This is a genomic window from Streptomyces sp. x-19 (assembly GCF_046549115.1).
GTDB lineage: Bacteria > Actinomycetota > Actinomycetes > Streptomycetales > Streptomycetaceae > Streptomyces > Streptomyces albulus_C.
Genome location: NZ_JAJPWK010000121.1, coordinates 1 through 539 on the forward strand (window position 1 = coordinate 1; position 539 = coordinate 539).

At 69.4% G+C, this 539-nt stretch carries 1 protein-coding gene; it reads right to left on the reverse strand.

Annotated elements, in window-relative coordinates; all coding sequences use genetic code 11:
• A partial coding sequence (locus ACLJT4_RS42545) for a transposase (protein ID WP_411130537.1) occupies positions 1-539 on the reverse strand: 539 nt, incomplete at both ends.

Sequence of the window (539 nt, forward strand, 5' to 3'; positions counted from 1 at the left end):
CAAGACGGACCCGCAACAGCACGAAGTGGGAGCTCATCGCGGCTTTGGAGCCCTTGCGCCAAGTCAGGGTCCGTCCCTGGCCTCGCCCTGCGGCCAGCACGTGTTCACGCAAGGACACCGGCCGGGTACGGTAACGCGGAAGGGGCCTGGGGCCGAGTCCGCCGTAGGCGGGCTGGTGGGGTTCAACACCCTCACCATGGGCAGTCATCTCGGCCTTGGCCTGCAGGACGTAGGCCAGGCCGCGGTCTTCCAGGCCGCGGCGGAAGTCGGCATTGGCACCGTATCCGGTATCCGCGACCAGCACGGCGGGCCTGAGGCCGGAACCGGCGAGTTCATCGAGCATCCCCAGGGCGAGCTGCCACTTGGGACGGTGGTGCTCGTCGTCGGGGATGCGACAGCGCTTCCTGCGGCCGTCCGCCTCGGGCGTGTCCCAGCTTTCGGGCAGGAACAGCCGCCAGGACAGAGGGCATGAGGCGGTGTCGGAGGCGGCATGGACACTCACGCCGACCTGGCAGTTGCCGACCTTGCCCAGCGTGCCG